Source organism: Bifidobacterium kimbladii (assembly GCF_032193675.1).
GTDB classification, from domain to species: domain Bacteria; phylum Actinomycetota; class Actinomycetes; order Actinomycetales; family Bifidobacteriaceae; genus Bombiscardovia; species Bombiscardovia kimbladii.
The window spans coordinates 94,660-120,421 of the sequence record NZ_JASTZZ010000004.1 but is presented as its reverse complement, the minus strand read 5'-3'; the positions used below and the strand labels follow the sequence as shown (position 1 = coordinate 120,421).

The 25,762-nt window shown below is 64.4% G+C and carries 22 protein-coding genes; 17 read left to right on the top strand and 5 right to left on the bottom strand.

The annotated features are described in order from the left end of the window. The first annotated feature begins 8 nt into the window (after positions 1–8). From hisD to glnA, 7 genes are all read left to right on the top strand, one after another. The gene (gene hisD, locus QRX41_RS06470) at positions 9–1,406 is read left to right on the top strand and encodes a histidinol dehydrogenase (RefSeq protein ID WP_313839448.1); all 1,398 of its coding nucleotides are present in this window, start codon (positions 9–11) and stop codon (positions 1,404–1,406) included. Beyond that, a complete protein-coding gene (locus tag QRX41_RS06465) occupies positions 1,403–2,551 on the top strand; it encodes a histidinol-phosphate transaminase (RefSeq protein ID WP_313839447.1) in 1,149 nt (382 codons plus the stop codon). Before hisD ends, QRX41_RS06465 begins: the two co-directional genes overlap by 4 nt. A gap of 99 nt (positions 2,552–2,650) precedes the next feature. After that, positions 2,651–3,253, top strand: coding sequence for an imidazoleglycerol-phosphate dehydratase HisB (hisB, locus tag QRX41_RS06460; protein ID WP_313839446.1), 603 nt, complete (start codon positions 2,651–2,653; stop codon positions 3,251–3,253). Continuing rightward, entirely contained in the window at positions 3,250–4,002 is a 753-nt protein-coding gene (locus tag QRX41_RS06455; protein ID WP_045924082.1) for a hypothetical protein, read from the top strand. Before hisB ends, QRX41_RS06455 begins: the two co-directional genes overlap by 4 nt. Positions 4,003–4,033: 31 nt before the next feature. Further along, complete coding sequence (hisH, locus tag QRX41_RS06450) at positions 4,034–4,783, top strand: imidazole glycerol phosphate synthase subunit HisH (RefSeq protein WP_313839443.1); 750 nt, start codon at positions 4,034–4,036, stop codon at positions 4,781–4,783. Position 4,784: 1 nt separating this feature from the next. Continuing rightward, positions 4,785–5,516: a bifunctional 1-(5-phosphoribosyl)-5-((5-phosphoribosylamino)methylideneamino)imidazole-4-carboxamide isomerase/phosphoribosylanthranilate isomerase PriA gene (priA, locus tag QRX41_RS06445; RefSeq protein ID WP_313839441.1), complete on the top strand. Its 732-nt coding sequence runs from the start codon at positions 4,785–4,787 to the stop codon at positions 5,514–5,516. A 46-nt stretch (positions 5,517–5,562) separates the two neighbouring features. Then, on the top strand, positions 5,563–6,900 hold the full coding sequence (gene glnA / locus QRX41_RS06440) for a type I glutamate--ammonia ligase (RefSeq protein WP_045924085.1): 1,338 nt from the start codon (positions 5,563–5,565) through the stop codon (positions 6,898–6,900). 9 nt (positions 6,901–6,909) lie between these two features. Here the strand turns inward: glnA and QRX41_RS06435 are convergent, their stop codons facing one another. Genes QRX41_RS06435 through QRX41_RS06425 form a run of 3 tightly spaced genes read right to left on the bottom strand, consistent with a single transcriptional unit; the run spans position 6,910 to position 12,523 of the window. Further along, positions 6,910–7,797 (bottom strand): hemagglutinin, encoded by an 888-nt coding sequence (locus QRX41_RS06435; RefSeq protein ID WP_313839439.1) that lies wholly within the window; start codon positions 7,795–7,797, stop codon positions 6,910–6,912. Continuing rightward, a complete protein-coding gene (hrpA, locus tag QRX41_RS06430; RefSeq protein ID WP_313839438.1) occupies positions 7,794–11,864 on the bottom strand; it encodes an ATP-dependent RNA helicase HrpA in 4,071 nt (1,356 codons plus the stop codon). Before hrpA ends, QRX41_RS06435 begins: the two co-directional genes overlap by 4 nt. Continuing rightward, a complete protein-coding gene (locus QRX41_RS06425) occupies positions 11,861–12,523 on the bottom strand; it encodes a class I SAM-dependent methyltransferase (RefSeq protein ID WP_313839436.1) in 663 nt (220 codons plus the stop codon). The genes hrpA and QRX41_RS06425 overlap by 4 nt, the downstream gene beginning before the upstream one ends. A 222-nt stretch (positions 12,524–12,745) precedes the next feature. Between QRX41_RS06425 and hflX the strand changes: the two genes are divergently transcribed. The 3 genes from hflX (at position 12,746) to QRX41_RS06410 (ending at position 16,274) form a co-directional block, all read left to right on the top strand. Further along, complete coding sequence (gene hflX / locus QRX41_RS06420; protein ID WP_313839563.1) at positions 12,746–14,212, top strand: GTPase HflX; 1,467 nt, start codon at positions 12,746–12,748, stop codon at positions 14,210–14,212. Positions 14,213–14,310: 98 nt separating this feature from the next. Beyond that, positions 14,311–15,273: an L-lactate dehydrogenase gene (locus QRX41_RS06415; protein ID WP_024627229.1), complete on the top strand. Its 963-nt coding sequence runs from the start codon at positions 14,311–14,313 to the stop codon at positions 15,271–15,273. Positions 15,274–15,344: 71 nt separating this feature from the next. After that, a complete protein-coding gene (locus QRX41_RS06410; RefSeq protein ID WP_313839434.1) occupies positions 15,345–16,274 on the top strand; it encodes a cation diffusion facilitator family transporter in 930 nt (309 codons plus the stop codon). Between the two features lie 3 nt (positions 16,275–16,277). Here QRX41_RS06410 and lexA read toward each other — a convergent pair whose 3' ends face one another. Then, positions 16,278–16,946, bottom strand: a complete 669-nt coding sequence (lexA, locus tag QRX41_RS06405; RefSeq protein WP_045924302.1) for a transcriptional repressor LexA — start codon at positions 16,944–16,946, stop codon at positions 16,278–16,280. Between the two features lie 328 nt (positions 16,947–17,274). Here lexA and QRX41_RS06400 point away from each other — a divergent pair, with 328 nt between their 5' ends. Continuing rightward, positions 17,275–17,673: a LysM peptidoglycan-binding domain-containing protein gene (locus QRX41_RS06400; protein WP_313839433.1), complete on the top strand. Its 399-nt coding sequence runs from the start codon at positions 17,275–17,277 to the stop codon at positions 17,671–17,673. A 157-nt stretch (positions 17,674–17,830) separates the two neighbouring features. Beyond that, positions 17,831–18,313 carry a transcriptional regulator NrdR gene (gene nrdR, locus QRX41_RS06395; RefSeq protein ID WP_045924089.1) on the top strand — a complete coding sequence of 161 codons (483 nt, stop codon included), beginning with the start codon at positions 17,831–17,833 and terminating at the stop codon, positions 18,311–18,313. A gap of 148 nt (positions 18,314–18,461) precedes the next feature. Here nrdR and QRX41_RS06390 read toward each other — a convergent pair whose 3' ends face one another. Further along, positions 18,462–20,696, bottom strand: a complete 2,235-nt coding sequence (locus QRX41_RS06390) for a HelD family protein (RefSeq protein ID WP_313839431.1) — start codon at positions 20,694–20,696, stop codon at positions 18,462–18,464. A gap of 278 nt (positions 20,697–20,974) precedes the next feature. Here QRX41_RS06390 and mraZ point away from each other — a divergent pair, with 278 nt between their 5' ends. The 5 genes from mraZ to QRX41_RS06365 are packed head-to-tail and all read left to right on the top strand — an operon-like array spanning position 20,975 to position 25,754. Beyond that, on the top strand, positions 20,975–21,457 hold the full coding sequence (mraZ, locus tag QRX41_RS06385) for a division/cell wall cluster transcriptional repressor MraZ (protein ID WP_306221903.1): 483 nt from the start codon (positions 20,975–20,977) through the stop codon (positions 21,455–21,457). 11 nt (positions 21,458–21,468) lie between these two features. Continuing rightward, on the top strand, positions 21,469–22,560 hold the full coding sequence (rsmH, locus tag QRX41_RS06380; protein WP_313839430.1) for a 16S rRNA (cytosine(1402)-N(4))-methyltransferase RsmH: 1,092 nt from the start codon (positions 21,469–21,471) through the stop codon (positions 22,558–22,560). After that, positions 22,557–23,048 carry a hypothetical protein gene (locus QRX41_RS06375; RefSeq protein ID WP_045924092.1) on the top strand — a complete coding sequence of 164 codons (492 nt, stop codon included), beginning with the start codon at positions 22,557–22,559 and terminating at the stop codon, positions 23,046–23,048. The genes rsmH and QRX41_RS06375 overlap by 4 nt, the downstream gene beginning before the upstream one ends. Then, positions 23,045–24,826 carry a peptidoglycan D,D-transpeptidase FtsI family protein gene (locus tag QRX41_RS06370; RefSeq protein WP_306221907.1) on the top strand — a complete coding sequence of 594 codons (1,782 nt, stop codon included), beginning with the start codon at positions 23,045–23,047 and terminating at the stop codon, positions 24,824–24,826. The genes QRX41_RS06375 and QRX41_RS06370 overlap by 4 nt, the downstream gene beginning before the upstream one ends. A 46-nt stretch (positions 24,827–24,872) precedes the next feature. Further along, positions 24,873–25,754, top strand: a complete 882-nt coding sequence (locus tag QRX41_RS06365; protein ID WP_313839425.1) for a UDP-N-acetylmuramyl peptide synthase — start codon at positions 24,873–24,875, stop codon at positions 25,752–25,754. Positions 25,755–25,762 lie beyond the last annotated feature (8 nt).

Genomic DNA, 25,762 nt, shown 5'->3' with positions numbered 1-25,762 from the left:
ATCAAAGTATGTCAAAGCTCATGATGAGAACCATGGATCTGCGCGGGAAAACCATGTCCCGCGCCCAACTCCTCGCCGCCATGCCCCGAGCCGATATGGGTACCCGGGAGGCCAGCGCCCAGGTGCGGCCCATACTGGACCAGGTGCGCGAGCATGGGGCTGCGGCCCTGCGCGACCTGGAGGAGAGGTTCGACCATGTGCGTCCCCATGATCTGAGGGTTCCGGCATCGGCCATGCAGGAGGCCTTGGATGGGCTGGACCCCAAGGTCAGGGCGGCAATCGAGGAGTCCGTCACCCGCATCCGCAAGGTCTGCACCACCCAGGTGCCCAAGCCCATGGCCACCGACCTGGCACCCGGCGCCCGGGTTAGCGAGCGGTGGATCCCGGTTCAACGGGTGGGTCTGTACGTGCCTGGAGGCAAGGCCCTGTACCCCTCATCGGTCATCATGAACGCGGTCCCCGCCCAGATTGCCGGTGTCGATTCCCTGGCTGTGGCCACTCCGCCCGCCTCTGACGATCCCTGCGGTCTGCCAGCGGCCATCATCCTGGCTACCTGCGCCATCCTGGGGGTGGACGAGGTCTATGCCGTGGGCGGCGCCCAGGCCGTGGCCATGTTCGCATACGGGGCCAAGGGGTCCGAGCCCCAGGACGGAGAGATTCTCTGCGATCCGGTTGACAAGATCACCGGCCCGGGCAACATCTTCGTGGCGACAGCCAAGCAGATGGTCTCCGGCATGGTGGGCATCGACGCCGTGGCCGGCCCCACGGAAATCGCTATTCTGGCTGACGGGCAGGCCAACCCCGACTGGGTTGCGGCAGACCTGATCGGCCAGGCCGAGCATGACGAGCTGGCCGGCTCGGTGCTGATCACCGACAGCCAGGATCTGGCCCAGGGTGTTCAGGAGGCTCTGGGGCGCAGGGTGCCTCGGACCGAGCATGCCGACCGGGTGCGCACCTCTCTGGGCGGCAACCAGTCGGGAATCATCCTGACCGACGGGATCGACCAGTCCATCGACGTGGCCAATGCCTATGCAGCCGAACATCTGGAGGTTCAGACGGCCGATCCTGATGCCGTCATCGACCGGATTCGAAACGCGGGCGCCATCTTCCGAGGCCCATACTCTCCTGTTCCCCTGGGCGACTACATGTCCGGGTCCAACCACGTCCTGCCCACCGGCGGAACCGCCCGGTTCGACGTCGCCCTGGGCGTCCACACCTTCATGAAGCCTGTCGAAGTCATCGAATATGACGAGGAGGGGCTCAAGCCCATCGCGGCCAAGATCAACGATTTCGCCGTAGCCGAGGACCTGCCCGCCCACGGCGAGTGCATCCTGAGCCGGTTCCTGGACGACCCCTATGACAAGGCCGACCTGGAAGCCAACGAAGAGAAGGCCGGTCTGCGGTGAGTGCCATACCAGCCGATCTGCCCCTGCGCACGGACCTGGTAGGGGAGGAGCCCTACGGCGCCCCCCAGCTGGATGTCCCGGTCTGCCTGAACGTCAACGAGAACCCTTACCCCCTGGACCAGGAGGTGGTCGAGGCTATCTGCCAGCGTGTGCGCCAGGTGGCCCCCGGCCTCAATCGCTATCCGGACAGGGAGCATGAGGATCTGCGGCGGGCTCTGGCGGCTTACCTGAAGAAGGAATCAGGGACCTCGCTCCAACCCCAGCAGATCTGGGCGGCCAACGGGTCCAATGAGATTATGCTCCAGCTCTTCCAGGCCTTCGGCGGACCGGGCAGGACCGCCTTGGGCTGCGACCCGACCTACTCCATGTATCCCGAGTACGCCAGGGACACCTTCACCGACTGGGAACTGGCCCACCGGCTGCCTGATTTCAGCCTGGACATGGATACGACCATCGAACGCATCAAGGCTTTGAGGCCAGCCATGGTTCTGGTGACCAGCCCCAACAATCCCACGGGGACGCCTCTGCCCATGGATCAGCTGACCAGGCTTCTTGAGGCCTGCTCCAAGGTTCCTGTAGCAGGCGCGGATCAGTCCGCCCGACCCATCGTGGTCGTGGACGAGGCCTACATCGAGTTCCGCGACCCGGGCACGCCCTCGGCGGTCAGCCTGATCGGGCAGTACGACCATCTGGCAGTCAGCCGGACCATGTCCAAGGCCTTCGCCTTCGCCGGCGCCAGGGTGGGCTATTTGGCCGCATCCAGGGGCATAGTCGACGCGGTCCGCATCGTCCGAATGCCCTACCACCTGAGTGCCCTGACCCAGGCTGCGGCCCTGGCTGCCCTGGAGCACACGGACCTCCAGCTGGCCCGGGTGGATCAGCTTCGCCAGACCCGTCGGCAGACTGCCGAGTGGCTGGCCGGGCAGAAGTTCCATGGTCGGCCCTTGACCGTGGTGCCATCGGCGTCCAACTTCATCCTCTTCGGCATCTTCCCCGACCGTGATGCCGTCTTTGAGGCCATGAAGGATGAAGGCGTGCTGATCCGGGCCGTGGGCCCCCAGGGCTACCTGAGGGTCTGCATGGGCACGGGCGCGGAGATGGATCGATTCCGCCAAACCCTGGTCCATGTCCTCAAGCGGTTCTAGGAGGATGCAGACCAGCCGAACGGCTATGCTGGTGGTCTAGACGCCGTGCAGAAGACACAGTGCGAACTGGAGAGCGCGGCAGAAAGCGGAGGAGCAGCAATGGCAGGCAGAACAGCCACCATCACCCGCCAGACCAGTGAATCCAAGGTGAGCCTGAGTCTGGACCTGGATGGCACCGGAGTGACCGATATCGACACCTCGGTTCCTTTTTATGACCATATGATGACGGCCCTGGGCAGGCATTCCCTGATCGACCTGACCATCAAGGCCAGCGGGGACACCCAGATCGACGTGCATCACACCGTCGAGGACGTGGCCATCGTCTTTGGCGAGGCCCTGGCCCAGGCCCTGGGCGACAAGCGGGGCATCAAGCGCTTCGCCGACGCCACCGTTCCCCTGGACGAGGCCCTGGCACGAGCCGTGGTCGACATTTCCGGCAGGCCCTATGCGGTCTGCACCGGCGAGCCTGAGGGGTTCGAGTACGCCATGATCGGCGGGCACTTCATCGGCTCCCTGGTCAGGCACGTCATGGAGTCCATCGCCCTGCATGCCGGCATCTGCCTGCACCTGACCCTCTTGTCGGGTAGGGATCCGCACCACATCGCCGAGGCTGAGTTCAAGGCCCTGGCCAGGGCTCTGCGCTTCGCCGTGGAGCCTGATCCCAGGGTGAAGGGGATCCCCAGCACCAAGGGGTCGCTATGAGTGCTGATGAACACGACAACAATGACAGTGAGGATCAGGGCTTGCCGGATTCCGGCCACCATCTGAGCGAGGAGGAGGTCGAGCGGGCCCTGGCCAGCTTTGAGGCCGAGTTCAATGAAGGCCAGAATCAGGCGGATCAGCCTGTTGGCCATACCGAATCAGGCGTGGCTGACGAGGCCGGTTTGGATTCCGGGCCCGCTGACGAATCGTCGGTGGAACCGGATGAGGCTGATGGCGTTGCTGCCGATTTCGATCAAGAGCTGGAAGGCCTGATCGGCAATCGGGCCAAGGCCGCCGTCATGGTGACCCGTCTGGCTTCGGCAGAGCTTTTGGCGGCCTTCTGCCAGATATCCGATATCTCAGCTTGGTGCATCCAGGCCCGTGAGGGTGCCGTGGCCGTCCTGAGAAACCTGGACGGGGACGGACCCGAGGCGGCCATCCGCGATCTGACCACGGTCGTATCCGGGCTCAGCGCCATCCTGGCGGTCAACCGGGCCGACAAACTCGAAGTGACCCTCTGGATCAGCGGGCAGTCGGGGCAGACGCTCGCGCCGCCCATCCTCTTTGCCGCCACCGCCGATTTCGTGGAGGACCTGATGATCGGGACTACCACGGTGGACAGGCTGCGCCAGGATGGGGCCGCCATCTTCGACTCGGGGGAGTACAACCGCGAGAAGGCCATGGGCATCATCGCCTCGCACACCAGGTTCGGAGCCGGCGGATCGACTCGCCAGGGCCGCGTCGAGTAAACGTTCAGGCAAAAGACCTGCTAGGAGGAACATGACCAGGATACAGGTGCTTGACTATGGGTTCGGCAATGTCAGATCCATGGTGCATGCCCTCTCCCAGCTGGGGGTCGATGCGCAAATCAGCGCCGACCCGGACCTGGCCATGAAGGCCGACGGCCTGGTCATCCCCGGCGTGGGGGCCTACGGGGCCTGCATGGCAGGGTTGCGCGCCGTCGGCGGTGACCGCATCATCCTGGATCGCCTGGCCCAAGGGCTGCCGGTCCTGGGGGTCTGCATAGGCCTTCAGATCATGTTCCAGTTCGGGGACGAGGACGGCCGCAGCGAGCCCGGCCTGGGCCTGATCCCCGGTCGGGTGACCAGGCTGGACGCTGACGTGGTGCCCCATATGGGTTGGGACCATGTCCAGGCGCCACAGGGAACACGGCTGTTGGCAGGGGTCCAGGACCAGCGCTTCTATTTCGTCCACTCCTATGCCGCCATGGCGGTGCAGGGGGATGAACGGGCCGACGTGGCGCAGCCCGATCTGTCCCTACGAGTATCGGCGTTGAATGAACACAGCGACAGGCAGCCAGGGTCAACAGAGGGCGCATTGTTCGGCGAACCGCTGGTTACCTGGGCCACCTATGGGCGCAGCAGATTCGTAGCCGCCTATGAATGCGGTCCCTTGAGCGCCACCCAGTTCCATCCTGAAAAGTCCGGTCAGGCCGGGGCGCGGCTGCTGACCAATTGGGTGCGGACCCTTCCCGGGGCTTCCGGGATCCCCTCCGAGAAAGGTGAATGAGATGCTGACGCTCCTACCCGCTGTCGATGTCCGCGACGGAAAGGCGGTCCGCCTCAGGCAAGGGGTCTCCGGCTCCGAGAAGGTCTACGGTGAGCCTGCCGATGCAGCCAAGGCCTGGGTCGACCAGGGTGCCCAGTGGCTCCACCTGGTGGATCTGGATGCGGCCTTCGGCACCGGAGACAACCGTGACAAGCTGGCCGCCCTGGTCAGCCAGCTGGGCGATCGCGTCAAGGTGGAGCTCAGCGGCGGCATCCGCGACGATGCCAGCCTGGAGGCCGCCCTGGATGCAGGTGCCACCCGGGTCAACATCGGCACGGCGGCCTTGGAGAACCCGGAGTGGACCAGCCAGGTCCTGGAGCGTTACGGGCAGAGGGTCTGCGTGGGTCTGGACGTGCGCGGACACACCCTGGCCGCACGGGGCTGGACCAGACAGGGCGGGGATCTCTTCGAGGCCATGGAACGATTGGACCGGGACGGGTGCAGCCGGTACGTGGTCACCGACGTGACCCGCGACGGGATGATGACCGGCCCCAACCTGGATCTGCTGGGACAGGTGGCTGACCGGACCCCGGCAAAGGTGACGGCATCGGGCGGCATATCCAGCCTGGATGACCTGAGCCACATCCTGGGTCTGGTGGATCGGGGCGTGGACAGCGCCATTCTGGGCAAGTCCCTCTATGAGGGGGCCTTCACCCTGGGGCAGGCACTGGACCTGGTCTCAGGGCATTGTTAACGCTATAAGCAAGTCTGCGAAATATAGGAATGGGAGCATAAGCTCTATGGATAAGCAAGAGGAGTTCGCGCTGCGCACCGTCGAGGAGCGCGATGTCCGGTTCATTCGTCTCTGGTTCACCGATGTCTTGGGAACCCTGAAGTCGGTGGCCATAGCACCCACCGAGCTGGAGGTGGCCTTCGAGGAGGGGCTGGGCTTTGACGGCTCGGCCATCGAGGGCATGACCAGGGTCTCCGAGGATGACATGATCGTCAAGCCCGACCCGTCCACCTTCCAGATCCTTCCCTGGAGGGGCGGACCGCAGGGCACAGCCCGGATCTTCTGCGACGTGCTCACCCCGGACGGCGAGCCCAGCAGCGGGGATCCTCGGCACGTGCTCAAGCGGGCCCTGGCCAAGGCCAAGGAGAAGGGTTTCATCTTCTACACCCATCCGGAGATTGAATTCTACCTGTTCGAGAATCAGGAGGACTGGTCCCAGACCCCGACCCCCATCGACGAGGGCGGATACTTCGACCATGTGCCCCGCAGCCCGGGGATGGACTTCCGCCGGGCCTGCGTCAACATGCTGGAGCAGATGGGCATCTCGGTGGAGTACTCCCACCACGAGGCCGGGCCGGGGCAGAACGAAATCGACCTGCGCTATGCAGATGCCCTGACCACCTCCGACAACATCATGACCTTCCGGACCGTGGTCAAGGAGATCTCCCTGGAGCGGGGGATCTACGCCAGCTTCATGCCCAAGCCCTTCACCGACCAGCCTGGATCGGGCATGCACACCCATCTGAGCCTGTTCGAGGGGGACACCAACGCCTTCTACGAGGTAGGCCAGGAGTTCAACATGTCCCAGACGGCCCGGCAGTTCGCCGCCGGCATCCTGGCCCACGCGGCCGAGATCTGCGCGGTGACCGACCAGTACGTCAACTCCTACAAGCGTCTCTGGGGCGGGGCCGAGGCGCCCAGCTACGTCTGCTGGGGGCACAACAACCGGTCCGCCCTCCTGCGCATACCCCAGTACAAGCCCGGCAAGGGCAACTCGGCCAGGATGGAGTTCCGCGGGCTGGATCCGGGGGCCAACCCCTATCTGGCCTATTCGGTGCTGCTGGCTGCCGGCCTGGACGGGATCGAGCAGAAGATGACCCTGTGCGAGCCCACCAGCGATGATGTCTGGGAGCTGACCGACGCCGAGCGGCAGGCCATGGGCATCGAGCCCCTGCCTGACAGTCTGGACGCGGCGCTCAAGGTCATGGAGAAGTCGGACTTCGTGGCCCAGGTGCTTGGCGAGCAGACCTTTGAGTACTTCCTGCGCAACAAGCACCGGGAGTGGGCCGGATACAGCCGGCAGGTCACCCCCTACGAGCTGGCCTACTACCTGCCCAGGCTTTGAAACCGGGGCTCACTGGTCCGATCGGCCGAACCAGTTGTTGTAGATGATGACGAAGTTGCGGTTGCCGTAGCTCGAGCAGCGGTCGCCTTCGCCGTCGCCTGCCTGCAACGCTGCCTCGTTGGGCTGGTAGGGCGTATAGATGTAGAGCAGGGCGGTGGCGTCGTTCTCGATGTAGACCTTGCCGCTGCCGCAGGAGGCATCGGGGCTGAAGCGCACATCGTTCAGGGCCTTGGTCTGGTAGGCATACTGGTCCCGATGGGCCTGGTAGTAGCGGAATCGGTGGGCGGCCCCGTAGACCTGATTGAAGAATCCGGCATAGCGGGTGTCGCAGTCTGCATCGTCTGGGCAGGAAAGGCCCATGGCCGACTTGAGCTGGACCTGTGTGGGGGACTGGTTGGTGGCCACCAGATGCTGCTCCTTTTGCAGCATGGTCAGGAGGACCTTCTGGCTGATTCCACAGGAGCGGGCGGCACCGTCGATGATCTGAGCCGCGCTCTTCCTCTTGCCGCCCTTGTAGGCATCACATAGACCGTCACCGGGACGGTCGGGGACATCCATCTGCAGGCTGCGCAGGCAGGTGGATCCGCTGCATGAGGCCTCATGTTTGTTTAAAAAGTCCTGGACATCGTCGGCGTTCATATCGACGGTGTCATGGAAGCGGTGATCGGTGATGATTTTGCCTGGATTGAAAACGTACTCCTGGGAAAGCTCCTCCTGGTGGCGGATGACGCGGCCGACCATCAGCCGGTAGGAGACGAAGCGGACGGCCAGGATGCACAGGGCGACCACCAGGACTATGGCCATCAGGGCGGCCCCCAGGGTCTGCGCGCGGCGGAGGGTCATCCGTCCGCGTTTGGTGCTGCCCCTGCGTGATCGTCCCGATGGTTTCGTGCTCATGGCTTTCCTTCCAGCACCTTCCTGATCCGTTGCAGGCTGACAGGGATGGCCGTCCCCAGCTCCTGGGCCCAGATGGAGACAAAGTACTCCTCCATCATCCAACGTCCCCTTCGCGCACGGTCCATGGCCTGGTCTCGTCCGGGACCGGCGGGCAGGGCCTGGGCCGCCTTGGCCGCCTGGTCCACCAGATCCTGGGCGGTCTGCGCCTGCCATGCCCATCGTACGTCACGGTCCTTGTCCCTGCGGGCCTTGTTCAGGCGCATCAGGTCCGCCTTCAGATATGTGCGCAGGCGGGGAAGGGCGTAGGGCGGGTCGGCGCCGATGAAGCCCTTGGCCACCAATCCGCCGGCGTGCTGGCGGATCCACTGCAGGACCGAGAGCAGGGGAAGATCGGCGGGGCCAGACACGGCCTTGTCCACCTGGGCCGAGGTCTCCAGAATGGCAACCACATCCTTGGCCACCTGGTAGACGGTGTCCTCGTATACCTGGCTGACGCCGGCCACAGCCTCCTGCAGGGTCTGATCGTCGGTGATGGCCTCGGTGTGGGGGATCAGGCGCTTGACAGCGGCCATCTGCAGGTCCTCGGCAAGGGCAGAGGTGTCCGGGTAGGGGGCCGAAGCCAACATCAGGGCCTCCCGGCTCAGCCAGCGTGAGGAGATCCTTTGGGCAGGCAGGTGGAGCTTGCCCAGGGCGGCCTGCCAGATCAGCTCCTCTCGCGGTTTGGTGGTGGCGCCGGACTGGTGGAGGAGGTCGGCGCTCTTGACCACCTGGCCCTGTCGGGCGGCCTTGCTGGCCTGGGAGTCAACCCGGGACCGGGCCGACTGCCGGGCCTGTCCGGCCAGATCGCGCTGCAGGTCGGTCAGGGACTTGGACCGGCCCAGGACCTTGGGATGGCCATGACGCCGTTTCTCCTCCACCTGGAAGGTGGGCCGCAGGTAGTCGGGCAGTCGTTCCAGCCTGTCCTGGGTGAAGACCTCCGGGTGCAGCTGGGCTCCGACCGTGTCTATGGCCGCGGCGGTGAAGGCCTGCTCGAAGTCCGGCCAGCCCTCGGCGGGGATGGCTTCTGCACCGTTTTCGTTCCCGGACGCAGACTGCTGGTCAGCCGATCCGTAGGTGGCCTGCTCTGCCGAGTCAGGATCGGCGCCGGGCAGCAGGGGATAGTGGCCGTCTATCCAGGCGCGGATGGTCCGGGCGGCATCAGGGGCGGGTACGAACTGGACCCGCAGGGCCTTGGGCAGGGACTTGATGGTGGCTGTGATCAGATCGTCCAGGAGGCCGGGCACGGTCCAGCTGAACTGTCCGGGCGTCAGCTGGTTCAGGCAGTGCAGGGGGATGTGGACCGTGATGCCGTCGTCCGGCTCTCCCGGCTGATAGCGGTAGGTCAGGGGCAGATCCATGGGCCGGCCGTCGGTGCCCAGGGTGTGCCAGTGGTCGGGGTAGTCTCCGGGTCGGTAGGAGGCGGACTGGTCGTTCAGGCGCTCCACCTTGTCAGGGTCGAAGTCCAGCAGGTGGGGGTCCGCATCGTGGTGCCGCCGCCACCAAGAGCCCAGTGCGGCCAGGGAAGTGGCCTCCTGGGGGATGCGCTCCTGGTAGAAGTCGTAGAGGTCCTCTTCGGTGACGGCGCCGGTCGCCTGGCGGGTTCTGCTGGTCCGCTCACCGGCCTCGCTGAGCACCTGCCGGTTGGCCTGGATGAAGCCGTCATGCGGGAAGCGCTCGCGCACATCGCCCTGGACCAGACCCTGGCGTATCAGCATGTCCCGGGCCTGGCCGGGGTTGATCCGTGCCCACTGGACGGTCCTGTCGCGCACGATGGGCAGACCGTAGAGCAGGACCTTGGAAGTTGCGACCGCGGCACCACGGGAAGCCGACCAGTGGGGTTCGGCGTAGGTGGTCCTGGTCAGGGACTTGGCCAGGGGTTCGGCCCAGGCCGGATCGATGGCCGCACAGCAGCGAGCCCAGAGCCGGGAGGTCTCCACCAGCTCAGCGGCCATGATCCAGGGCGGATTGGCCTTGGAGAGCGCAGATCCGGGGAAGATGGCGAAATGCGTGCCGCGCGCACCCTGATAGTCGTTCTTGGCCTGCCGGCGCGCCCGCTTCATGGCCTTGGCCCGGGCCGCGCCATGCAGGCCGGCGAAATCGGAGGCCTTGGGCTCGTGGATCACCTGCATGCCCAGGCTGGAGAGCAGGCCGGCCAGCATGGAACGATGGATGCCCTGGTCGTCCCAGGAGCAGACCAGGGCGTGTGCCGCCTGCTGCTCCATAGGCAGGGCCAGCAGAGCCTGGTCCGGCCCCTTGACGGGGACGGGGGAGCCTACCTTCATGTGCAGGCCCCGGCACATCTGGGCCAGCTGCCGATAGAGGTCATGCCACTGCCGCATGCGCAGGAAGGCCATGTACTCCTGCTTGCAGGCCTTGCGCAGGGCCCCGTTGGATGGCTCCTTGTCCTGCGGGAAGAAGCGGTTCCAGATGTTCAGGGCGGTCAGGAAGTCGCTGGAGGGGTCCTCGTAGCGGGCATGGATCCTGTCGGCCTCCTCGCGCTTCTCCTCCGGGCGCTCGCGAGGGTCCTGCAGAGAGAGGAAGGCCACGACCACCAGAACGGCGGCCAGGGTGTCCGGGGTGGCGTCCTGGCCGGCCTGCAGGATCATTCTGCCCAGACGGATGTCGATGGGGATCCTGGCCAGCCGTCGTCCCAGATTGGTCAGCCGGATGAGGCCCTGCCGGCGGGAGATGGCCTGCAGCTCGGTCAGCTCCCGCAGACCGTCGCTGACCGCACGGGTGTCGGGCGGGTCGATGAAGCCGAAGTCAGTGACGTCTTCGGCCGTATGGGCCACGCCCACCGAGAGCATGTGCAGGATGACCGAGCCCAGGGAGGTGCGCAGGATCTCAGGATCGGTGAACTTGGGACGGGCGTCATAGTCATCCTTGGCATACAGACGGATGGCGATGCCGTCGGCCACACGTCCGCAGCGGCCTGCACGCTGATCGGCTGAAGCCTGGGAGATAGGTTCGATGGGCAGCCGCTGGACCTTGGCCGACTTGGAGTAGCGGCTGATCCTGGCCAGTCCCGGGTCCACCACATAGCGAATGCCCGGCACCGTCAGGGAGGTTTCGGCCACGTTGGTGGCGATGACGATGCGCTGATGGCCGTGGCTTTCGAAGACCCGGTGCTGCTCCTTGGCCGACAGGCGGGCGAAGAGGGGGATGATCTCCAGGGCATCCGGACGGCGCATGTCGGAGGTCCGAGGGCCGAAGTGCCGTCGCAGAACGGTCTCGTACTCGCGGATATCGCGTTCTCCGGCGGCGAAGACCAGGATGTCCCTGGGGCCGTCGACATGGGTGGAGTGGATGACCAGCTCGGCGCAGGCCCGGGCCACCGCCTGGGGCATGTCCGGCTCCTCCCTGTCCGGGCCCTCCTTCTCGGAGTCGAATCCGGGGACATGCCGCATCAGGGCAGGGGCCGACCCAGCAGGCTCGTAGAGGGTCTGGACCGGATAGGTGCGGCCGGAGACCTCCAGCACGGGCACCTGGGTGTGCAGGGCCTTGGCGAAGTGGTCGCGGAACTTGACCGAATCAATGGTGGCCGAGGTGATGATCAATTTCAGATCGGGCCGTTTGGGCAGCAGGGCGGTCAGATACCCCAGCAGAAAGTCGATGTTCAGGCTGCGCTCGTGGGCCTCGTCGATGATGATGGTGTCGTAGGCCCGCAGCTGCGGATCGCTCTGGATCTGCGCCAGGAGGATGCCGTCGGTGACCACTCGCAGACGGGTGCTTCGGCTGGACTTGTCGGTGAATCGCACCTGGTAGCCGATCTGATCGCCCAGCCTGGTGCCCGTCTCCGAGGCGATGCGCTCGGCCACGGTTCTGGCGGCGATCCTTCTGGGCTGGGTGTGCACAATCTGGCGGCCGTGGTCGCCGCGACCCATTTCCAGGAGGATCTTTGGGATCTGGGTGGTTTTGCCCGAGCCGGTCTGGCCCGAGACGATGACCACCTGGGAGGACTGCACGGCATGGACGATGTCCTCCTTGGCCGCGCTGATGGGCAGCTCGGCAGGATACTCGAACCTCATGCCCGGCCCACCTCGATGATCCGGTAGCCCTTGGACGAGGCATACTTCTCCGCCGTCCAGCCGGGGCCCAGGGCGTCAGCCAGCCAGGGAATCAAGGAGTCGGCGCCCAGGTTGCGCTGAACCACCAGGTAGGCCAGGCCCTGGGGCTTCAGCCTGGGCAGGTAGGTCATCAGCAAATCGTGCAGGGCCGCCTTGCCCACCCGGATGGGCGGATTGGACCAGATCAGGTCGAAGCGCAGATCGTCCGGCACCTGTTCAGGGGTCAGGGTGCGCACCCTGTCGAGGCTCTGGGATCGGGCGTTGCGGGCGGTCAGATCCAGGGCTCGCAGGTTGGTGTCTACAGCGTAGACGTTGGCCTTGGGCGACTGTATGGCCATGCTCAGGGCGATGGGGCCCCAGCCGCAGCCCAGATCCAGAAAATCGCCTTCGGACGGGGGTTGGGGGACGCGTTTGAGCAGGACCGAAGTGCCCAGGTCAAGCCTGCCTGACGAGAAGACACCGTGGGAGACCTCCACCTGGCAGGTGCGGCCGGCCAGCTCCACCTGGATGGTCCGCCGCTGGTCGGGGGAGGCCGGACGGGCTACGAAGTACTGTTCGCCTCCGTCCGTCCCGGTCCTGGAGGATTGCCCCCGGCTGCTGCCATGGTCCCTGTGCGTCATGTCCATCCTGTCCGTCTTTGAAATCTGCCCGTCCCTCGGGCATCCGCTGATGTCTGCTAAGAAGATGATAATAAAGACTGTGTCATGATTCCGCCTACACCGGATTCGTTCCCTAGTCCATAGATCAATGCAGAGGTGCCTTTGACCCAAGAAAAACCGACCCAAGAACATGGTTCAGCAGTTGTCGATGCCCACCAGGACCCGCTCGCCCACAAGTCCGAGGTGCTGACCGGCAGCGAGGGGCAGGTCGGGCAGGACCAGGATCAGGAGTGGCAGGAGCGCAGCCGGCGCAATGCCTTCCGCCATGTCGAGGGACTGGGCGAGCTCCAGGACGTGACCGAGGTGGAGTACCGCAAGGTCCGTCTGGAGCGGGTGGTCCTGGTCGGCGTCTGGTCGGGTTCGCGGACCACGGTCGGTCAGGCCGAGGAGTCCCTGCGCGAGCTGGCCGCCCTGGCGCGGACGGCCGGGGCCGAGGTGCTTGACGGGCTGCTCCAGCAGCGGGTCAAGCCGGATCCGGCCACCTACCTGGGTTCGGGCAAGGCACGGGAGCTGGCGGATATCGTGGCTGGGCTGGGCGCCGACACCATCATTACCGATGACGACCTTCATCCCTCCCAGCGACGTGCCCTTGAGGATGTCACCAAGGTCAAAGTGGTCGACAGGACAGCCTTGATTCTGGACATATTCGCCCAGCATGCCACCAGCCGCGAGGGCAAGGCCCAGGTGGAGCTGGCCCAATTGGAGTACATGCTGCCCAGGCTGCGCGGCTGGGGCGGATCCCTCTCCCGCCAGGCCGGCGGCCAGGCTGCAGGGCAGGCCGGCGGCATAGGCTCCCGCGGCCCGGGAGAGACCAAGATCGAGACCGACCGTCGGGTCATCAGGCGACGGATTTCCCGGCTGAAGCGTCAGATCGCCCAGATGGCCCCCTCGCGCCAGGTCAAGCGTGGGTCGCGTCGGCGTTACCAGCTGCCGGCAGTGGCCGTGGTGGGGTATACCAACGCCGGCAAATCCTCGCTGACCAACCGGCTGACCGGCTCCGAGGAGTTGGTGGAGAACGCCCTCTTCGCCACGCTGGACACGGCCGTCAGGCGCACCAAGACGGCAGACGGCCGGCTCTACGTCTACGTGGACACGGTCGGGTTCGTACGCCGTCTGCCCACCCAGCTGGTCGAGGCCTTCAAATCCACCCTGGAGGAGGTGGGGCAGTCCGATCTGATTCTGCACGTCGTAGACGGCTCCCATCTCGATCCCTTCGGGCAGATCAGGGCTGTGGATGCCGTGCTGGCAGACATCCCCGGCGCTGAGTCCATTCCCCGCCTGCTGGTCTTCAACAAGGTTGATCTGATCGATCAGGATGCCCGGCAGCGCCTTGCCAACCTTGAGCCCGAGGCCTTCCTGGTCTCGGCCAGGCAAGGTCGGGGTCTGGAGCCCCTGCGCAGACGGGTGGAGGAGCTGCTGCCCGCCCCCGCTGTGCATGTCCAGGCTATCCTCCCGTACACCAGCGGCTCCCTGCTGGAGCAGGTGCGGCAGCTGGGACGGGTGGATTCGTTGGAATACCGGGCCGATGGGGTTGCGCTGAGCGCTGATGTGGATGACCGGCTGGCAGCTGCCGTGCTTGACCAGGCCATCGATCAGAAGCCCTTGCAGGCTTCAGCGGGTGACACGCCATCAGCCGGGCTGAGCTCATAAGAGCAGGTGCACGCCAGGTCATCTATGCTGGGTAGACTACGTATGTTGTCAGCGGCAAACCCGTTTCCCGGGTTCCGATAAGAGAGGTCCATAAAACTATGGCGGAATCATCAATCAAGCCAACCAAGCTAGCAATCGTGGGAGCCGGAGCCGTGGGGTCGACTCTGGCCTTTTCGGCGGCCCAGCGCGGTGTGGCTCGGGAGATCGTCCTTGAGGATATCAACGCCCAGCGTGTTGAGGCCGAGGTCCGCGACATGCAGCACGGATCCAGCTTCTACCCCACGGTCACCATCGATGGCTCGGACGATCCGCAGATCTGCGCCGACGCCGACATGGTGGTCATCACTGCCGGAGCCAGGCAGAAGCCGGGCCAGACTCGGCTTGACCTGGCCGGCGCCACCATCAACATGATGAAGTCCATCATCCCTCAGATGGTCGAGGTGGCCCCCAACGCCATCTTCCTGCTGATTACCAACCCTGTCGACATCGTCACCCGGGTCTCCCTGGAGCTGTCCGGGCTGCCGGTCAACCAGATGTTCGGTTCGGGCACCAACCTGGACTCCGCCCGGCTGCGCTACCTGATCGGCCAGCAGACCGGTGTCAACGTCAAGAACGTGCATGCCTACATCGCCGGCGAGCACGGCGACTCCGAGGTCCCGCTCTGGAGCTCGGCCACCATCGGCGGGGTGCCCATGTGCGACTGGATGGAGCTGCCTGGCCACGAGCCTCTGGATGCGGCCAAGCGCGAGGAGATCCATCAGGAGGTGAAGAACGCCGCCTACCAGATCATCGAGGGCAAGGGGGCGACCAACTTCGCCATCGCCATGTCCGGCGTGGACATCATCGAGTCCATCCTCAACGGCACCGACCGCATCCTGCCGGTCAGCTCTTTGCTGGAGGACTTCCACGGCATATCGGACGTGTGCATGTCGGTGCCCAGCGTGCTTAACCGTGACGGGGTCAACACCCACATCAACACTCCGCTGAGCGACGGCGAGCTGGCCGCTCTGAAGCGCTCCGCCGAGACCCTCAAGGAGACTGCCAGCAAGTTCGGCTTCTGAGTATTTCACAGAAAACTCTTGCCTTGCAGCCCCTGGTGACTTACCTTGGTGACTGATGAATCGGGGTATGCATGAGTGCTCATGAAGGTGGTGTCCAAGGCGGCGGATCCGCCCATCGTCGACAGTTGCTGACGACCCTGGCGCTGACGGGATCGGTCTTTGTTGCCGAGGTCGTCGGCGCCTTGGTCACCCGCAGCCTGGCCCTGCTGGTCGATGCCGGGCACATGATGACCGACATGGCTGTGCTGATCGCCTCCACGGTTACTGCTGTCTTGATGGAGCGCCGCCCAACGAACCGACGGACCTGGGGCTGGTCTCGTCTGGAGGTCATCACGGCGGCTGGCGGTGCTCTGGTTCTGCTGGCTGTGGGCATCTATGCCATCGTTGAGGCCGTCTTGCGGCTCTGGTCGCCCGGTCGGGATCAGGTTCATCAGCAGGGACTGCTGCTCTTCTTCGGACTTTTGGGTCTGGCTGCCAATGTGGGATCCATTCTGGTCCTGGCCTCAGGGCACAAGGACAATTTGAACATGCGTGCCGCTTTTCTCGAGGTGGTTAACGATGCATTGGGCTCGGTGGCGGTTCTGGTATCAGCCGTGGTCATGATGATCACCGGCTGGGCCGGGTTCGATGCCGTGGCGGGAGGACTGATCGCCCTGCTGATGATTCCCCGCGCGATCAAACTGCTGGCCAGCAGTGTCTCTGTGCTGCTTGAGGAGACTCCGGCGGACCTCGACATAGCCAAGGTCAGGAAGCACCTGGAGGGCGTGCCTGGCGTACTTGAGGTACATGACCTGCATGCCAACAGCGTTTCCACCGGTCTGCCACAGCTGACGGCGCATGTGGTAGTGCGTCAGGGCACGACGGCTGTTGAGAGCGAACGCATTCTTACCAGCATGCAACGCTGCCTGCGCGATCATTTCCCTGTTTCGGTCGAACACACGACCTTTCAGATAGAAGCCCAGGGCCACCGGGATAGCAGCGGCGAGCATTTGGACATGTAGTCTTCAGACCTTGCGCAGGACGGTGACTACCTTGCCCATGATGACGGCGTGGGTGCCGTCGATGGGGGAGTAGGCCGGGTTGTGGGGAATCAGCCAAACGTGGCCCTCCTCGCGGCGGAAGGTTTTTACCGTGGCTCCATCGTCAAGCAGGGCTGCAACGATATCTCCGTTCTCAGCTTCCTGCTGGCGGCGGACGACGACAAAGTCCCCGTCGCAGATGGCGGCATCGACCATGGAATCCCCATGGACCTCAAGCATGAAGAGCTCCCCGGATCCGGTCAGACGTTCGGGCAGACGCATGACATCGTCCACATGCTGCTCGGCCAGAATGGGCTGGCCGGCGGCGATTCTGCCGACCAGGGGCACGTCGCGCGACTGCATGATGGCCTCGTCGGCCTGTGTATCGGGGAAGGGCATGATCTTGGCGATTCCAGCAGTTGGCTCAGGCTGATCCTGGACCAGCTCTATGGCACGTCCCTTGTTGGCAGTCAGACGGATGTAGCCCAGATCCTGCAAGACCTGAAGCTGGTGCTTGACGGAAGAAGTGCTGCGCAGTCCTGCGTCTCTGCCGATCTCCCTGTAGGAGGGCAGGAATCCGCGCTCTGACAGGTGCCGCTTGATGGCTTCCAAGACCTTGGCCTGGCGATCGGTCAGTTTGGGTCTAGACTCCAGATTCGGACTCTTGGAGGTGGCTGCCTTTTCTTTCGTTGTGTCCTTGGCTGAGGGTGAGCCGGTTTCCTGAGATCCGGCGCTGTTGGCAAGAGTGGACTGGTTGAGGGAGCTCGTGGCCGTGGACCCGGTGAAGGGGATGGTACTCACGATGGGCTCCTTTCCTTGGAAACTGAACTCAGTCTAACCTGCCTGAAGTGAAAAATCAAACAAATGTTCGAATCAGCCTTGCCAAATAACCATCACGGTGCCAGAATGAGAACATCTGTTCGATAGAACAAATGTTCGAAAGAGGTGTGCCATGGTTGTCCGTACCTGTGCTGGTTCCCGCATGTCTGCGACGACGAACCTGTTTTCGGTCTGCCTGGCCTATGTGCGTTCTGTGTTCTCGTCCGTCTTGGCTCGTCTTCGCAGAGTTGTCAATGCCTGTCTGCCTGATCAGGGGTTTGCGGGTGTTGTCCTGCGCAGAATCGCGGTTTTCCTGGCTGTCGGAGCTTTGGCCCTGGCTGGGTTCGGATGGATGGCTCGTCCGGCCAGCTCCGCTCCAGGACCACAGGAAGTCGTCACCAGAACAGTTCGTCCGGGCGACAATGTCTGGTCCTATGCGGCCGCAATCACCCCGCAAGGCGAGGATGTCACCAAGAACGTAGACCGCATCATGCAGATCAACAATATGTCCTCACCCAACCTGCGCGTCGGGGACCGAATTCTGATTCCCAGCGACGAGTGAGGCATCGGCTTTAGATCCAGAAGATGCACGACGGGGCCTCAATGACCTGTCGTTTGGATGAAGGCAGTAGCTGAATTCGAGGAGTTTGTCCAGTGTTATACGCTGATAGGCCCGGTATACGTGGGTCTTGAGATTCTTTGGCGCTATGATATTGCATATGCACTGTCCTTTCTGCCAGAATCCCGATACCAAGGTTGTGGATACGCGAATCAGCGACGACGGCCATGCCATCAGACGCCGCCGTGAGTGTCCGCAATGCTCGCGTCGGTTCACCACGGTGGAGACCTCGATCCTCTTGGTCATGAAACGCTCAGGCAATGCCGAGCCCTTCAACCGCGACAAGGTCATTGCTGGCGTGAGGAAGGCCTGCCAAGGCAGGCCCATCGACGAGAATGACCTGAAACTCCTGGGCCAGCAGGTTGAAGAGGATCTGCGCTCACGCGGCCTGGCTCAGGTGGATTCGGAAGAGGTCGGCAGGGCCATCCTGAAGCCTCTCAGGGAGTTGGACGAAGTGGCCTATCTGCGCTTCGCCTCGGTCTACCGCAACTTCAGCAACCTGGAGGACTTCCAGCAGGCCATCGACACCTTGCGCGCCGAAGACCAGTCTGCCGAAGAGCAGTCTGCAATTCAGCAGTCCTAGAATTGGCTATTCTGCCATCGGCCATTCTGACAGCAACAGGCCAGCAGCTTTCGTCGGTGTGCGACTGGGCTGGCTTGTGACGAGATCGGACTGTTTTTGGAAGCGAGCGGGGGCGCCAGGCACGATGTAGGCCTGGCACCTAGGCACTTCATCCCAGGTCCAGCAGCCTGTGATCCCCGGAAGTCTGGGCGATGACCAGCTCCTGTGTCGGTCGCGTCATGGCCACATAGAGGTCAGCCGCCGCGCTCAGCCTGGAAGGGGCTTCATCCTGAATGGCTCCAGGCTCAACCAGAACCACGGCATCGAACTCCAGGCCCTTGGTGTGACCGGTGGTCGTGACCGTGATCTGGTGCTCCTGAGCCTTGTCAATATGCAGCCGTGAGATTACTTCGGCTTCCAGGGCGCCAGGAACGATAATGGCCAGGCGTCCGGTGCCGTCCTTGCCCAGATGACGTTTTGCCAGCTCGCTTACCAGGTCAGGCAGCTGGTCCAACAGGCTTGCTTGATCCTCTGCCCGCAGGCGGCTGACCGAGCCTTCCACCTCTCGCACGGCCTTGAGCGTTGAAACTTCAAGACCTTCGGAGGCTGCGAAGGAGGAGGCCAGGTTGGATACCTGACGAGGGTTGCGATAGTCGATGGTCAGCTGTCGCAGGTCCCAACCATCCGGTCCGAAAAGCGCATCCATGGTGGAGGCCCAGGACCGGGTGCCGCCCAGGGCTGCGGTCTGGGCCACGTCCCCGACGATGGTGAAAGATCGGGAGGGGCAGCGCCGGATCAGCATCCTCCAGTCCATGGCCGTCAGTTCCTGGGCCTCGTCAACCACGATGTGCCCGTAGACCCATTCACGGTCGGCGGCCGCCTGGGTGGCTGCCTGGTTCTCGTCCTGACCGTTGATGGAATCCAACAGCATCTGGGAGGTCACGATCCCTGTGCCGATGCCATTCTGGGCCAAGGTGTCGCTGGCAAACCGCCGTTCCTCATCGCGACGGGCCTTTTCAGCCTGTTCGCGGTCCGCCTGGCGTGGGTCGGGGCCCAGCAGCTCCATGGCCTCGTCCAGGATGGGGATGTCGGATACGGTCAGTTCGGCGCCATCCTGGCGGGTCAGCAGATCAATCTGTTCAGAAGTCAGCCAGGGGGCGAACCGGCGTAGACGGTCCGGCCTGGACCAGAGGTCGTTGACCAGCCAGCGGGGGTTCATGGGCAGCCAGGCCAGGTTGAGAGTCCTCCGCACCTGGTCGTTCAGCCGCAGCAGGGAGGTGACCCGGGCGAGTTCCTCGGCTCCGGGCTGATAGTCCACCCCTTCGGCATAGCGGGCGGTCATGGCGTTCAGGGCCGAGCGCACAAAGGTGTTCCTGGCTTTGTTGTGGGGCTGGTGGCTGCGTCGGGCATCGATCAGGGCCTGTTCCAGGTCGACCGCCAGCATGGGGACGGCCACCCCATCCACCTTGACCGTGGGCAGGGAGGCAGGCACCCGCTCACGGGAGGCGACCGCGTTGGCTACAGCCTCGGCCATGCGGATGTCCCCCTTGAGCCGGGCCACGTGCGGGTCCTCCTGGCGGTCGGTGCTGATGCCGGGGATGAGGTCGCCCATGGTGCGGCTGAGCACTCCGGTCTCGCCCAGGGAGGGCAGAACCTGGTCGATGTAGTGCAGGAAGGCGTTGCTGGGCCCGACGATCAGCACGCCTGAACTCTCCAGTCGGCGCCGGTGAGTGTAGAGCAGATAAGCCGCCCGGTGCAGAGCCACGGCCGTCTTGCCGGTGCCCGGTCCGCCCTGGACCACCAGCGGACGGGTCATGGGGGAGCGGATGATCCGGTCCTGTTCAGCCTGGATGGTGGCCACGATGTCGGTCATCTGCCCGGTGCGGCGGCTGGACAGGGATGCCATGAGCGCGCCCTCGCCGGCCAGGGTGCCGCCCTGGGCCGCCTTGTCCACTTCCGGGGCCGACAGGTCCAGAACCTCATCCTCGATGCCGGTGACCTGGCGGAAGTTGAGGGTGATGTGCCTACGCATGACGATGTCGCCGTGATCCGCCGGGGTGGCCTCGTAGAAGGGGCGTGCGGCCTCGGCACGCCAGTCGGTCAGGATTGGCTCGTGATTGCTGTCCAGCAGACCCAGTCGCCCGATATATCGCCGGCCGCCCTGGGCTGTATCCAGTCGGCCGAAGACCAGACGGTCCTCTACGGCCCGCAGCTGGGTGAGCCGGTCCTCATACATGTTGGCGAAGGAATCCCGCTCGGTACGCTGCGTGGGGGAACCGTGAGAGCCGGCGGCCCGAACCGCGTCCAGTCTGGTCCTGGCCTGCGCCCGCAGCTCGTCCAGACGGCCGTAGGCCCTGTCCACCGCCGTCTGCTCTTCATGCAGCTGTGAGGAATAGCTCGACATGTGTGTCCGTTCTGTGGAATGTTCAAAATCGGATGATCCAATATACCGCTCGACCTCTACATTTTTTCGGTCCATCTGACCCCTGGCCGCGCCCTCCTTGCCGGGTGGCGAAACGCCGAGGCGAACCCGTCGGTGAGGCGAATGGTTGGATTTGGGCCTGAAGCGGTGTCAAGGTGGTGAGCAATGGGGATAAGTGGGGTAAAGTGGGGAGCACTGCGTAGGGGACGCTACCCGATGGGGCCGTCCCATGGTTACCAAACTGGCATTGGAGGTGGGGCATGGCCGATACATACGACGCAGATGCCGCCTCGCCTTCCCTGCCGCCCATGCTTCTGGGCACCTACACCCCCAAGATGGATTCCAAGGGCCGCCTGGCTCTGCCCGCCAAGTTCCGCGCCCAGCTGGGTCAGGGCCTGGTCATGGCCCGTGGCCAGGAACGTTGCGTCAGCCTGCTGCCCACCGAGGAATTTCGACGGATGGCCGTGCGCATCCAGCACACCTCCATGGGCGACAAGTCGGCCAGGGACTACCTGCGCGTATTCCTGTCCGGCGCCGTCGACCAGGTCCCTGACAAGCAGGGCCGCATCCTGGTTCCGCCCATGCTGCGCTCATATGCACGGCTGACGGGCCCCGTCGTGGTCATCGGCGTGGGCACCCGTGCTGAGATCTGGGATCAGGATTCCTGGACTGCCTACCTGGAGAGCAAGGAGCAGGGCTACGCCGACATTGCTGATGATGTTCTTCCGGCGGTGGATTGCTGATGGAGGCCCTGATGTCAGATCGCAATCCTCCCGACCAGGAGGCCGTGGACAGCGGCAGGGTCCACCGTCCCGTCCTGCTGGAACGCTGCCTTGCGCTGGCTCGACCCGCCTTGGAGCACCCGGGGGCCGTGGCTGTGGATTGCACGCTGGGCCTGGCTGGTCACGCCACCGCCTTCCTCAAGTCCTGCCCTGAGGCCCGTCTTATTGGCATAGACAGGGACAGCCAGGCCCTGGATCTGGCCACTGGCCGGATGCGCGACGAGGGTCTGGCCGACCGCTTCACGCCGGTTCATGCCCCCTTTGATCAGCTGGACCAGCAGCTTGATGCCCTGGGCCTGGGGCAAGTGGACCTGGTTTTCATGGATCTGGGATTGTCTTCTCTGCAGATCGACCAGCGCGACAGGGGATTCACCTACCGTCAGGATGCCCCGCTGGACATGCGCATGGATACCAGCCAGGAGCTGACGGCCGCGCAGGTCCTGGCCGAGTACGACCAGGCCCGGCTGTCTGACGTCTTCTCCCGGTATGGGGAGGAACGCTATGCAGGACGCATCGCTCGGGCCATCGTCGAGGCCAGGCAGGAGCAGCCGCTGACCACCTCGGCCCAGCTGGACCGTCTGGTCGACAGGGCAGTGCCGCGCGGCCATCGTCCCCCGGGCAATCCGGCCAAGAGGGTTTTCCAGGCCCTGCGCATCGAGGTCAACGGGGAGCTGGATCGTTTGAGGCGCACCCTGCCCCAGGCCATGCTGCGGCTGGCTCAGGGGGGCCGTCTGATTGTGGAGTCCTACCACTCCCTGGAAGATCGCATGGTCAAGCGCTTCATGGCGCCAGGGCTGCACGTGGACCTGCCGGCGGGCATGCCGGTGGTGCCCGATCAGGCTCGCCCCTATCTATCGGATCTGACTCATGGGGCCATTAAGGCCGACGCGGCCGAGCGGGAACGCAACCCAAGATCGGCTTCAGTGCGCCTGCGGGCCGTGGAGATGATCGGAGCCATCCCCGAGGAGCGTCGTCATCGGCTTCAGGCCGAGGCCCGTGGTGAGGGCTCGGATGGTCGTCATCGCCGCGTCGGCCATGGTTCGGAATCGAGGCGCCGGTCATGACCATGCCAGCTCGTTCAGTCCGTTCCAAGGCGTCTGCGGACAAGGGCCATCCCCGCATTCAGGAGATGCCCACCAGGCCTGAGCTCAGTCTGATCAAGGGCACAGGAAAACCGGGCAAGGACCGCCATCCCGAACGAGGCCCAGTGGCTGAGGGGGCCAGGCGTCTGATTGGCTGGACGCGCACCCGCGGCAACCCCCTGCTGCGGATCATGGCCTCCGTGGTTTTTCTGGCTGCCTGCATGTTCGGTTCTCTGATGCTGCGCACCCAGATGGTCCAGGACTCCTTCGAAGCTACCCAGATCCAGCATGAGATCAGCAATCTCAACCAGGACGTCCAGGATGACCAGAACAAGCTCGACCAGCTCCAGGCTTCTTTGCCGGACAAGGCCCAGCAGTTGGGCATGCAGCCTCAGCAGGGCCTGAACTCCATCGATCTGCAGGGCTACAAGCCCCCTCAGGATGCCCAGGGCAAGGCGGGGCATCCATGAGCGGCAAGGGAACCAAGCGCTCCTGGCACCTCTCCTTCTGCAAGCGTTCGCTGTCTGTGGGCCTGATCCTGGTCCTGGTGGCCGCCCTGGCCCTGGGCAAGCTGGCCTATATCCAGCTCTTCGACGGAAGGTCCATGGCCCAAGCCGCTGCGGCGGGCCGCACCGTGCCGCACACCATCAAGGCCCAGCGTGGCCGCATCCTGGACGTCAATGGCCGCGTGCTGGCCCAGAGCCTGGAGCGGTACAACATCATCGGTGACCCCGAAGCGGCCGCCTCCTTCATACCTGTCAACTGCACCAAGCGCACAGGCAGCGACTGCCACAGCATCAAAGGCCACCCGGTGGGCGCTGACGGTGCTGCCGGCGTGGCCCGCCTCCTGGCGCCGGCCCTGGGAATGAACGCCATGGAGCTGGGCGGCAAACTCAGCGTCCCCGGACGGTACGTGGTCTTGGCCAAGCGGGTGACTCCCGAGGTCAAGCGCTCCATCGACAAGCTGGGGCTGCAGGGGATCATCACGGCAGAGCTGAGCAGCGAACGCACCTATCCTCATGCGGATCTGATGGGAGCCCTGATCGGGGGCATCGACGACAGCGGCAAGGGCGTGGCCGGGATCGAGCAGATGGAGAATAGGCAGCTGACCGGCTCTGACGGCTACACGGTCTACCAGCAGGGGATGCTTGGCCAGGAGATCCCCGGAACCGTGACCCGTCAGCGCAATCCGGTCAACGGCAAGGATGTGACCCTGACCGTTGATCAGGACGTTCAGTGGTACGTCCGTCAGGCCCTCAAGTCGGGCTGCCAGCGCTTTCATGCCGACTGGGCCCTGGCCGTCGTCCAGGACACCCGCACCAACGAGATCCTGGCCCTGGCCGACACTGACGATTACCAGGCTGGCAGCGACCAGGCCAAGGTCAACTCCTCGCGGGCGGTGGCGGAGACCTTCGAGCCCGGCTCCATCGGCAAGACCATCTCGATCTCCGGCATGCTTCAGGAGCAGGTGCACTCCATGAGCGACCGCTTCACTGTGCCCGACCACATCACCGTGGACAACCAGCAGTACAAGGATGCCTTCGACCATCCAGCCGAGCACTGGACCCTTGCCGGCATTCTGCAGAACTCCTCCAACGTGGGCATGGTCATGGCCGGCGAACACTACCCGGATCAGAAGCGCTACGACTATCTGACCCGCTTTGGCATCGGCCAGGCCTCGTCCCTGGGCCTGCCGGGGGAGTCCAAGGGCCTGCTGACTTCGCCTCAGACCTGGGACCGACGCACGCGCAACACGGTATTGTTCGGCCAGGGCTATGCCACCAACGCCATCCAGCTGACCAACGTCATCGCCACCCTGGCCAACAAGGGGGTCCGGGCCGACCAGACCATCATCCGCGGCCAGGGTGCCGTCAACGCCAACCGGGTGAGGGTAGTGGACGAGAAGGTGGCGGCTACGGTCATGAACGGCATGGAGTCGGTGGCTGAAAAGTACCAGAATACAGCCAAGGTGGATGGCTATCGGGTGGCCTCCAAGACCGGCACCGCCGAGGTGGCCGACAGCTCGGGCGGCCTGGGCGGCATCATCAGCGACTGGGTGGGCATCCTGCCTGCTGACGACCCCCACTATGTTGTCACCGTAGTCCTGAAGAATCCCCACAGCAGCGATGGCGTTTTCGGCAGCATCACCGCCGGCCCCATCTTCGCTCAGATCGGTGAATTCCTTATGCAGAAATACCAGGTCCCCACGTCTGGGCCCAGAACCGATGCTATCCCGGTAACATGGTGATACCGGCAGGCATCATGGCGTTCCCGGACGAAGGAGAGATTGCAGCATGAGTGCGCTGAGTGAATCAATCTCCCGACGGTTGACCCTGGGTCAGCTCAAAGGACGCTACGGGCTGACCTTGGTCCCCGATTTCGCTGAACCAGTTACGGTGACCTCACTGGTGGACGACCTGCCCTCAGTGCGGCCCGGCAGTCTGTATGTGCCAGCAGACCGGCAGGTGGACCAGGGCATGATCGAGGAGGCCGAGCGTCGAGGGGCCTATGCAGCCCTGCTGCCGACCTCGGCCCGTCAACAGGTGGGACGGGCCCGCATACCCCTGCTCTTCGGCACCATGCACGCCTGGCAGATGGGCCAGCTGCTGTCCAACGCCGCAGGGGATCCTTCGGGAGCCCTGGCCGTCTTCGCCCTGGTCGGTTCCCAGGTGCAGGAGCAGGTGGATCTCTTGGCCGACTTCCTGCACGTGCTGGGCAATCCCGTCGGCATTCTCAGCTCCAAGGGTTCGTACTCGCTGGACCGGCGACTGGACCTGGAATATCCCCTGAGCATGTTCGATGTGCAACGCAGTCTGTCCATCGCCCTGGAGGACGGGGCGGCCGCCGTGGTCATCTCCGTGGACGAACAGACCCTGGCCAGGGATGCCCTGCAGGCGGTGGATCTGGATGTAGTGGCCCTGGGCGCCCAGGAGGGCTCCACGCGCGATATGCGGCACGTTCGGCTGATCTCCAGGGCCCGCCGATATGGGTTCAGCCTGGGCGGGCACACCATCGTAGCCCGGCGCAACGAGGAATCCGACGGGCTGGCCCGGCAGTCCCTGCCCGCCGATGCACAGAGCGACGACCTGTCCCTGTGCATCGCCATGACCATGGCCGCCGGCGTCAAACGCAACAACATCAGGAGCGCCCTGCGCGTCTCCCGCGAAATGTCCTGAGAGGTGAG